This is a genomic window from Geomicrobium sp. JCM 19039 (assembly GCF_000698145.1).
Classification (GTDB): Bacteria; Bacillota; Bacilli; order Bacillales; family Marinococcaceae; genus Geomicrobium_A.
The window spans coordinates 31,617-40,039 of the sequence record NZ_BAXB01000030.1 but is presented as its reverse complement, the minus strand read 5'-3'; the positions used below and the strand labels follow the sequence as shown (position 1 = coordinate 40,039).

The 8,423-nt window shown below is 47.7% G+C and carries 6 protein-coding genes and 2 pseudogenes; 4 read left to right on the top strand and 4 right to left on the bottom strand.

All coding sequences use genetic code 11. From position 1 onward, the window contains the following. Nucleotides 1-402 precede the first annotated feature (402 nt). Genes JCM19039_RS24625 through JCM19039_RS19105 form a run of 4 tightly spaced genes read right to left on the bottom strand, consistent with a single transcriptional unit; the run spans nt 403 to nt 2,550 of the window. Nucleotides 403-573 (bottom strand): hypothetical protein, encoded by a 171-nt coding sequence (locus JCM19039_RS24625; protein ID WP_193744303.1) that lies wholly within the window; start codon nt 571-573, stop codon nt 403-405. A gap of 58 nt (nt 574-631) precedes the next feature. Further along, a complete protein-coding gene (locus tag JCM19039_RS19115; protein WP_152550286.1) occupies nt 632-1,249 on the bottom strand; it encodes a hypothetical protein in 618 nt (205 codons plus the stop codon). A gap of 45 nt (nt 1,250-1,294) precedes the next feature. Then, a complete protein-coding gene (locus JCM19039_RS19110) occupies nt 1,295-2,173 on the bottom strand; it encodes an ABC transporter ATP-binding protein (RefSeq protein ID WP_042430251.1) in 879 nt (292 codons plus the stop codon). Beyond that, nucleotides 2,170-2,550, bottom strand: a complete 381-nt coding sequence (locus JCM19039_RS19105; RefSeq protein WP_193744302.1) for a GntR family transcriptional regulator — start codon at nt 2,548-2,550, stop codon at nt 2,170-2,172. The genes JCM19039_RS19110 and JCM19039_RS19105 overlap by 4 nt, the downstream gene beginning before the upstream one ends. Nucleotides 2,551-2,744: 194 nt before the next feature. Between JCM19039_RS19105 and JCM19039_RS19100 the strand changes: the two are divergent. The 4 genes and pseudogenes from JCM19039_RS19100 (at nt 2,745) to JCM19039_RS19085 (ending at nt 8,097) form a co-directional block, all read left to right on the top strand. Then, nucleotides 2,745-4,462, top strand: a pseudogene (locus JCM19039_RS19100) (PTS mannitol-specific transporter subunit IIBC). 18 nt (nt 4,463-4,480) lie between these two features. Continuing rightward, nucleotides 4,481-6,535, top strand: a complete 2,055-nt coding sequence (locus tag JCM19039_RS19095) for a BglG family transcription antiterminator (protein WP_042430248.1) — start codon at nt 4,481-4,483, stop codon at nt 6,533-6,535. Further along, nucleotides 6,532-6,960: a PTS sugar transporter subunit IIA gene (locus tag JCM19039_RS19090; protein WP_042430246.1), complete on the top strand. Its 429-nt coding sequence runs from the start codon at nt 6,532-6,534 to the stop codon at nt 6,958-6,960. The genes JCM19039_RS19095 and JCM19039_RS19090 overlap by 4 nt, the downstream gene beginning before the upstream one ends. Beyond that, nucleotides 6,961-8,097, top strand: a pseudogene (locus JCM19039_RS19085) (mannitol-1-phosphate 5-dehydrogenase). The last annotated feature ends 326 nt before the right edge of the window (nt 8,098-8,423 follow it).

Below are 8,423 nucleotides of genomic sequence, written 5' to 3'. Positions count from 1 at the left end.
AAATTGCGGAGGTTCTCCTTTTGGTTCCGTACAGCCCCTCTAGCCGGAACAAAATTGCGGAGGTTCTCCTTTTGGTTCCGTACAGCCCCTCTAGCCGGCACAGAATTGCGGGGTTCTCCTTTTAGTTCCGAACAGCCCCCTAGCCGGAACAAAAGAGGCCCTCTGAAAATCCTTTTTTCCAGCGCCCTAACTAAACATCGGTCGGTATATTTTCGGTTTTGTGCGAGAGAGTAATCTGTTCTCAAGTTGAATGAATCTGTACCCTAGTTTCAGTGAAAACGAGATGTTACTAGTGATTTTAGCAAACGAAGTAACAGTTGCTCCCTACCTCGGGAACAGATTGGACGTCAATCGGCCCCGTATGGGCAAAAGCTAACCCCCTGCCGCATGACGGCAGGGGGTTTAGTCGTGTTTCTCTGACTCGAGTCGAGAGAGGATTTCTACGTTTTGATCGATAATGTCCATATTTTGTTTTTGGATAATGTGGGTGTTCTGTGCGATGAGCTTTTTGCTTTGTACGATCACAACTGCCAATTGACAGATAATCACGATGAAAAAGAGTAGGACTAGCATGTTCCACACTTATCTATACGAGTAATGTCCGTCCACTAGTGTAACATGCGACCGAGCTCTATGGTTTCACTTCTATTCGCTTAGTCATTTTTCGTAGCAATAAAATGACTACTGCTGTACTGGCTACAACAAATACCGATGTCGCGAGTAGTGTGGTCATTAAGTGAGCTTCAACAATGACAACAAACACAGAGGCGATTACCAAAACCACGCCGAGAGTCCAATGACGATTAAATCCTGCACTAATGAACCAGCCTAGGAAGAAGAATAAGTTGAGAAGCAAGAACAATTTAATGATTGAAAAGCTGCCATCAACGGTTGAGAGCCCGCCATCAATAATTCTCGTTGTAAGGTTCTGCTCCAAGTTTAACCAAGATATTGCGCTGTTTAATAGTAAGTTCCATAGGGAGACGATAACGGTCATAACAAACGCTGCTGAGAACCCGGCAAGCATCGTTCCATAAAAATAATCACGTCTAGTAATGCCGTGCGATACGTAATGAGTGAGAAACCCTCCCATTGAAAGAATTCCAGTGATGAGCATGAAAATCGTAGCGGAAGATAACCCGCCTTCAATGAATGTCCACGAAATGGAATCATTGATGGCAATTGAAAAGGCGTTTGTGACAATATAGATGAGAAACAATATCCCAACAAACCACGCACTCCACGTCACGTAATCACGGAGCTGTTTCGGTATACGAGACCGAGCTTGTTATGATTACTCATGATCGTCCACCTCCGTTAAATGAATAAACAGTTCCTGTAACGATAACGTGCCGATCTCGAGGCCGTGCGAGCGCGCTAACCGCTCATCCTTTTCCACGAGCTCCCCATAAACCATCACACTTTTCGTTCCACCGAGTGATTCGGTTTTGAGAACGCGTTTGTTTTCGGCCAACTGATCAACCGCCTCGGCATCACCTGTTAATCGGTAGCCACGCTCCAATACTTCTTCCTTTCCTTCGTGGAGGAGCAGTTCGCCTTCATGAAGGATGGCCACTTCTTCAAACAACCCATCCATTTCAGAAATCAGGTGGGTGCTTAAGATGATGAGGCGCGGGTGCTCAACGAAGTCTCGGAGCACTTCTTCGTAAAAGATCTCTCTGGCGGGTGCGTCCATCCCTAAATAGGCTTCGTCGAACAGCGTCACAGGTGCGCGGCTCGCCAGGCCGATGATAACGTGCAAGGCGGATTGCATCCCCCGAGACAACTTGGCGACTTGTGAATCCTGGGGCAGCCTGAACCGCTTTGCGAGTTCATCGGCATACGCTCGGTCAAAGTTCGGGCGAGACTGTTGCGCGGCATCCATCCAGCGGCTCACTTTATCCGTTTCGTATTCCACATTGCGTTCACGGACGAAAATGATTTGTTCCATTGCTCGTGGATTTTCAAACACATCTTCCCCATTTAATAGAAAGCGACCGTTTGTTGCTGGGCGGAAAGCGGCAAGGATGGATAAAAGGCTCGTTTTTCCTGCGCCGTTTCGACCGAGCAAGCCGACGATCTTATTGCCTTCTATCGTAAAATTAATATTTTGCACAATCTGTTTATTTTTCTTTCGAAGCGAAATGGCTTCGGCTTTTACTTGAATGGTCATTTTGCGTCTCCTCTCTTTTTCATGCTGTCAATCATCTGCTGCACGTCTTCAACAGAAAGGCCAAGGCGGTTGGCTTCCTGTAGCATGCGTGCCACGTAATCTTCTTGAAATACTTGTTTTCGCTCATTGAGCAGTGTTGCTTTTGCTCCTTTTGCAACGAACATACCGACCCCTCGCTTTTTGTATAAGATTCCCGCGTCTACAAGCTCGTTTAATCCTTTTAAAACCGTAGCCGGGTTGATTTTGTAGTAGGCAACCAATTGATTTGTGGACGGCGCTTGCGATTCTTCTAGCAAGCGTCCATCAACGATTTCATCTTCAATCATTTCTCGTATCTGTTGGAAAATCGGGCGTTTGTCATCCAATGTTGGGCGCAAATGAAGTTCACCACCTTTATAGTTAAATGGTTAGTTGGTTATGTAACTAACCATATAGCACACCGATGTATTTGTCAACGCCGATCTTCAATTTTGTCGCGACAGAAACGACAGAATTGTGCTTTCATTTTGTTGTAGCAACGGTTTTGGCGTCTTACACTATAAATAACAAATAAATTAAGGGGGTATTTTATATGGCTGAGAAGAAGAGTGTACGCGCGCGGATTCAGCGCTTTGGTAGTAACCTAAGCAGCATGATCATGCCGAACATCGGCGCATTCATTGCGTGGGGGATTATTACCGCCATTGCGATGAGCTTACCTGAAACATCGGATGTTCACCTGTTTTTGGAAGCTTTCGTTGACCCGATGGTCATCTACTTATTGCCGCTGCTCATCGCATTTGCCGGTGGTCGGATGTTGCATGATTTTCGTGGGGGGGTTGTCGGTGCCACCGCTGCAATGGGTGTAATAGTCGCTGCAGACATACCGATGTTTATCGGTGCAATGATTATGGGTCCTCTCGGTGGTTATGCGATTAAGAAATTTGACCAATGGATGGACGGAAAAATCCCGTCAGGTTTTGAGATGCTCATTAACAATTTCTCTGCCGGAATTATCGGCGCTGTCTTTGCGATTCTTGGTTCACTAGCGATAAGCCCTGTCGTCGTAGGGTTTACCGCAGCGCTTGGTGCCGGTGTTGATGCGATGATTGGAATTGGTGCGTTGCCACTCGTCTCGATCTTCATTGAGCCCGCTAAAATCCTCTTTTTGAATAACGCGATTAACCACGGCATCATTACGCCAATCGCCTCTAGTCAAATTTCAGAGTTCGGCGAATCGATGCTCCTCATGCTCGAAGCGAACCCAGGGCCAGGTATTGGCATTCTTCTTGCGTTCATGTTCTTCGGTAAAGGCGCGGCCCGGGCATCTTCTTACGGCGCAGGGATTATTCACTTTTTCGGGGGGATCCACGAAATTTACTTCCCGTACGTGTTGATGAAACCACAACTCATCATTGCCCTAATTGCAGGGGGAATGAGTGGTGTGTTTATCGTCCAGTTGCTTGAAGTCGGACTCACAGGTGTACCCGCACCAGGAAGTATCTTTATGATCCTCGGGTTTGCTGCAAGTGGCAGCACATTAGGCGCACTGCTTGCTGTACTCGTCGCCGCCGGTGTCACATTCGCGATTGCTGCACCAATTCTTAAATTCGACCGAAAAGGTGAAGAAGAAAACCTTGACGAGGCGAAAGAGAAAATGGCTGCGATGAAGGGCAATGCGAAGGCATCGTCCGATGGAACGAGCAGAAGTTATGCGGATGTTTCAACGATTATCTTTGCTTGCGACGCAGGTATGGGGTCGAGTGCGATGGGTGCATCGGTCATGAAAGATCGTGTGAAAAAGGCAGGCATCGAAGGGTGGATGTGTCGAATACGTCGATTAGCAACATTCCAACCGATGCAGACCTTGTGATCACGCATAAAGATTTAACGGCTCGTGCGAAGGAACAACATCCAGATGCGATTCACGTATCGGTCGATAACTTTATGAACAGCCCACGTTATCAAGAAGTTATTGATGGCTTGCAAACGGGTAAAACTAATGATGAACAACGCGTTACTGCAAAGGTCGAAAAAGTTATTTTTGCTTGTGACGCTGGGATGGGTTCCAGTGCGATGGGTGCATCGATGCTCAAAGACAAGTTCAAAAAGGCAGGGATTGAAGGTGTTGATGTCTCCAATACGGCGGTAAGTGCGATTCCTGATGATGTGGACCTTGTGATTACGCATAAAGATTTGACTGCTCGGGCGAAAGAGAAGCAGCCGGACGCCGAGCACATTTCTGTCGATAATTTCTTAAATAGCCCAAAATACAATGACCTTGTGGAGCGTTTGAAAAACCAATCCTAGTATTCGGAGGTGATCTTCATGCACATGACGGCAAGAGAACGTATTCTGCTCACGACACTTGTGACTGCAGGAGACCCGGTCGGTTTGTCACGATTGGCTGAAGATGCCTCGGTTAGCCTTCGAACGATTCAGAGGGATTTGAAGGCGTTGGAGCGGACCGTCCAACCTTTTGGCTTGACGTTGATTCGCAATCGGGACCGTACGGTTTTCTTACAAGGAAATCTAGAAGCTTTACGCACGTACCTTCAGTCGATGTCTTCGGCGGATTTTACGTCGGAAGAGCGGCAAGGGGTGTTGCTCGTTCAGTTACTTACCGCCGGGGAACCGGTGAAGTTGTTCACGCTATCGCACCATCTTGGGGTGACGGCGTCGACGGTGAGCAGTGACTTGGACAAAACTGCGGAATGGTTGAACGAGTACGGATTGTCACTCATTCGTCGCCGTGGATATGGCATTGAGGTTGAAGGGTCGGAAACGAACAAGCGGCGGGCGCTGAGTGGCATTTTATCGAGCCGCTTGACGGAAGAGACGTTGTTTGCGGCGGTTCACGATGAACAGATGGAAGAAAAGGTGACGGAGCGGCTTCTTCATGTGGTCGATATTGGCCGGGTGAAGCGAGTGCTAGGGGCGGTAAGAAGTGTCAAAGCTGAACACTTCCCGCATATGGTTGACCAGTCACTGATTGCCCTCGTCGTCCATACGACGCTTGCAATTGAACGGCTCGGCATGGGAGAAGCGATTCAAATGGATACCGACCAGTTGGAAGCGCTCGAGCAAACCGACGAGTACGTCCATGCGTATGAGCTCGGTTTAGCTCTCCAAGATGAGTTTGATATATCCCTTCCCCGAGAAGAGTTTGGCTACCTCGTCATGCATTTACGAGGAGCAAGGGTAGGGGGCATGCCGGATCAACCGTTTGAGGAGTCGAACGGTGAGCTTATTTCCCGGATTAAACGGCTCATCTCCGGAGTGGAAGATGCGCTTGGCGTGCAGTTCCATGAACATGTCCTCCTGCAAGATTTGTTGGCGCACTTGAAGCCTGCACTGTATCGAATCCGCCAAGATATGAAGATTACGAATCCGTTGCTCGAACGACTTCGAGGCGATTATTCTGACTTATTTCAGGCAGTTGATCGGGAAGCGAACCGTGTATTTGAACCTCTTCACATTCCAAATGAGGAAATTGGGTTTCTTGTGTTGCATTTTGGCTCGGTATTAGAGCGTAGAAAACGGTGGCAAGAGTTGTCAGCGCTCGTCATATGTCCGAGTGGCATCGGGTCTGCGAAGATGCTTGCCAGCCGTTTGCAACAGGAGTTTCCAGAAATCGCAAAGATCGAAAATGCATCGATGTTTGATTTGAACGAAGCGACGGGAAAGGTGTATGACTTGATCATTTCCACTGTCAATATGGAAATGAATAATGAGCAAGTGTTTCATGTAAGTCCTGTACTCACAGAAAGTGAAGTGCAAACCATTCGTCACTATATTGACAATACGTTATTAACGGTCGGTCGTGACGTTCGCAAACCGCAACCTAAAGGGAATGTTCCATTCGCCCAATATGCAGATTTGGCGACAGTGATGTTTCATGTGACCGGATCGTTTACAATTTTTCAGGCAAAAGACGTAGAGTCCGGCCTTTGGCAAAATGCGGAACAATTGGAGCGTGAAGGAAGTATCGCTAATGCCGTACGTTGGGTGGAAGCACTCAATGCTCGAGAGTCGAAAGGCGGATTGGCGATCCCTGGCACGGGTCTTGCTCTCTACCATGCGAGAGACGAGGCGGTCCTTCACCCCTCCCTTCAAGCGTTTGACTTGGAACAAGAGACGTCGTTACGATCGATGGGGGACGAAGAAGAGCGGGTCAACCGTGTATACGTCATGGTCGCCCCGCTACACATGTCACAGTCCGACCTTCGATTTATGAGTTTCTTGAGTACACTGTTTATCGACTCACCAGAACAAACCGAACACCTAAGAATCGGCTCACAATTCGAATTAAAAAAATGGCTAGAAGAGGCGTGTCGAGAGTATTTAGCCGAAGCCATTGCAAAAGGAGACGAATCACCATGATCTTAAAAAAAGAAAACATTCAACTAAACGCAACTGCCGCAACACGTGAAGAAGCCATTACTGGAGCAGGAGACGTTCTTGTACGTGAAGGTTACGTGACCGAAAGTTATATTGAGAAGATGCATGCTCGCGAGGAGATTACATCAACGTATATGGGGAATTTGCTTGCCATTCCTCACGGAACGGAAGATTCTCGTGATGAAGTGCAACAGTCTGGGCTTTCCGTACTGCTCTTGAAAGATCCAATTGATTGGGATGGCAACAAAGCGCAACTCGTGATTGGCATTGCCGGTAAGGACGGAGAACATTTGGATATTCTCTCTAAGATCGCCATTGCATGTTCTGAAGAAGAGAATGTACATCGATTGTTGCAATCCGAAACTGCCGAAGATGTGCTCGAGTTCTTTTCGCAGGTGAACGAGTAAATGCAAGCCGTTCATTTTGGTGCAGGGAATATTGGAAGAGGGTTTATCGGAGCCGTACTCAGTGATGCAGGGTATCGCGTGACGTTTGTTGATGTAAATCATGAAGTGATCTCCGCTTTAAAAGAGCGGGGCAGTTATACTGTGCGAATTGCTTCTGCCGTTGATCAGTCTTTTGACGTTCAAGGTGTAACAGCTGAATAGCGTGATGAGCAAGAGCAAGTGATTGAAGCGATCGCCAATGCCCAGATCATTACGACAGCTGTAGGACCAACAGTTCTCCCTCACATTGCCCCTTTAATTGCAAAAGGTCTTGGGCAAAGAGACGGACACACGCCAGTGAACATCATCGCCTGTGAAAATGCGATCCGCGCGACATCGACGTTAAAAGGGCATGTTGTTGAGCATTTGTCCGAAGGGGAGCGGCGTACACTTGCAGGCACTGTCGGATTTCTAGATGCTGCCGTTGATCGGATTGTTCCTAATGTACAACAAAAAGATGCGCTGGCTGTCACGGTTGAACCGTTTTTTGAATGGGTCGTTGAAGACCGCGCGCTCGTAGGAGATGACGTTGAACTCGGCGAAGCGCTACTCGTCCCAGATCTCGACTCATACATTGACCGGAAACTTTTCACTGTTAATACGGGGCATGCGGTTGCCGCGTATGCAGGATTTCACGCTGGAAAAGAACGGATTCTCGATGCGCTTCAAGTCGAAGCGATTGAGTCGCACGTACGGGCAGCTTTGCACGAAACTGCCCAAGTTCTCGTTGAAGACTATGGGTTTGAAAAAGAAGCCCATATGCAGTATGTTGAGCGGATTATTGAACGGTTCAAAAATCCATTTTTAGAAGACACGGTTGCTCGAGTCGGCAGAGGACCGATCCGTAAATTGGGTAGCAATGATCGACTTGTAAAACCTGCCCGTTTTCTAGCTGAGAAAGGCGAAGTGCCACATCGATTAATTGCCTCAATTTGTCAGGCGCTTTTCTTCAGGGCAGAGGGAGATGCTGAAAGTGAAGAACTCGAGCAGCTCGTGCAACAATACGGTGCGTATGAGACTTTTCTTCACGTATCAGGCTTAGACGGTGAACACCCACTAGCCGCCTTGGTGAAAAAACGTTTAGAACAAGAAAAGTAGATGATAAAGGTAAGAAACCCATTCTTGAAAAGAATGGGTTTCTTTTCGTCCTAGCAAGGATGCTGTGTTCTTTGTTCGATTGATGATCGTCTCTATAGCCAAATAATCAAAGTTACACAACCCGGGACGTTTGCTATTTCATTGAGCTATGCTAGCGGGAACTTCCGACATCCAAGTATCCGAAGAAGTGAGGCTTAGCTCACATAAATGTCTAGCAGTATAGCAACTGGGAATGATTAGGAGATTCTTGATCTAGATCACCCCCGAAACGATCTAGATCGCGCCGAAAAGAGCTAGCAACCAACGGCACCGGAGGTGCCGAAGGT

Bases quoted from the DNA above. Each gene is read 5' to 3' on its own strand.
- JCM19039_RS19090 (WP_042430246.1), top strand. From the start codon at position 6,532: ATGATCTTAAAAAAAGAAAACATTCAACTAAACGCAACTGCCGCAACA.
- JCM19039_RS19095 (WP_042430248.1), top strand. From the start codon at position 4,481: ATGCACATGACGGCAAGAGAACGTATTCTGCTCACGACACTTGTGACT.
- JCM19039_RS24625 (WP_193744303.1), bottom strand. From the start codon at position 573: ATGCTAGTCCTACTCTTTTTCATCGTGATTATCTGTCAATTGGCAGTT.
- JCM19039_RS19110 (WP_042430251.1), bottom strand. From the start codon at position 2,173: ATGACCATTCAAGTAAAAGCCGAAGCCATTTCGCTTCGAAAGAAAAAT.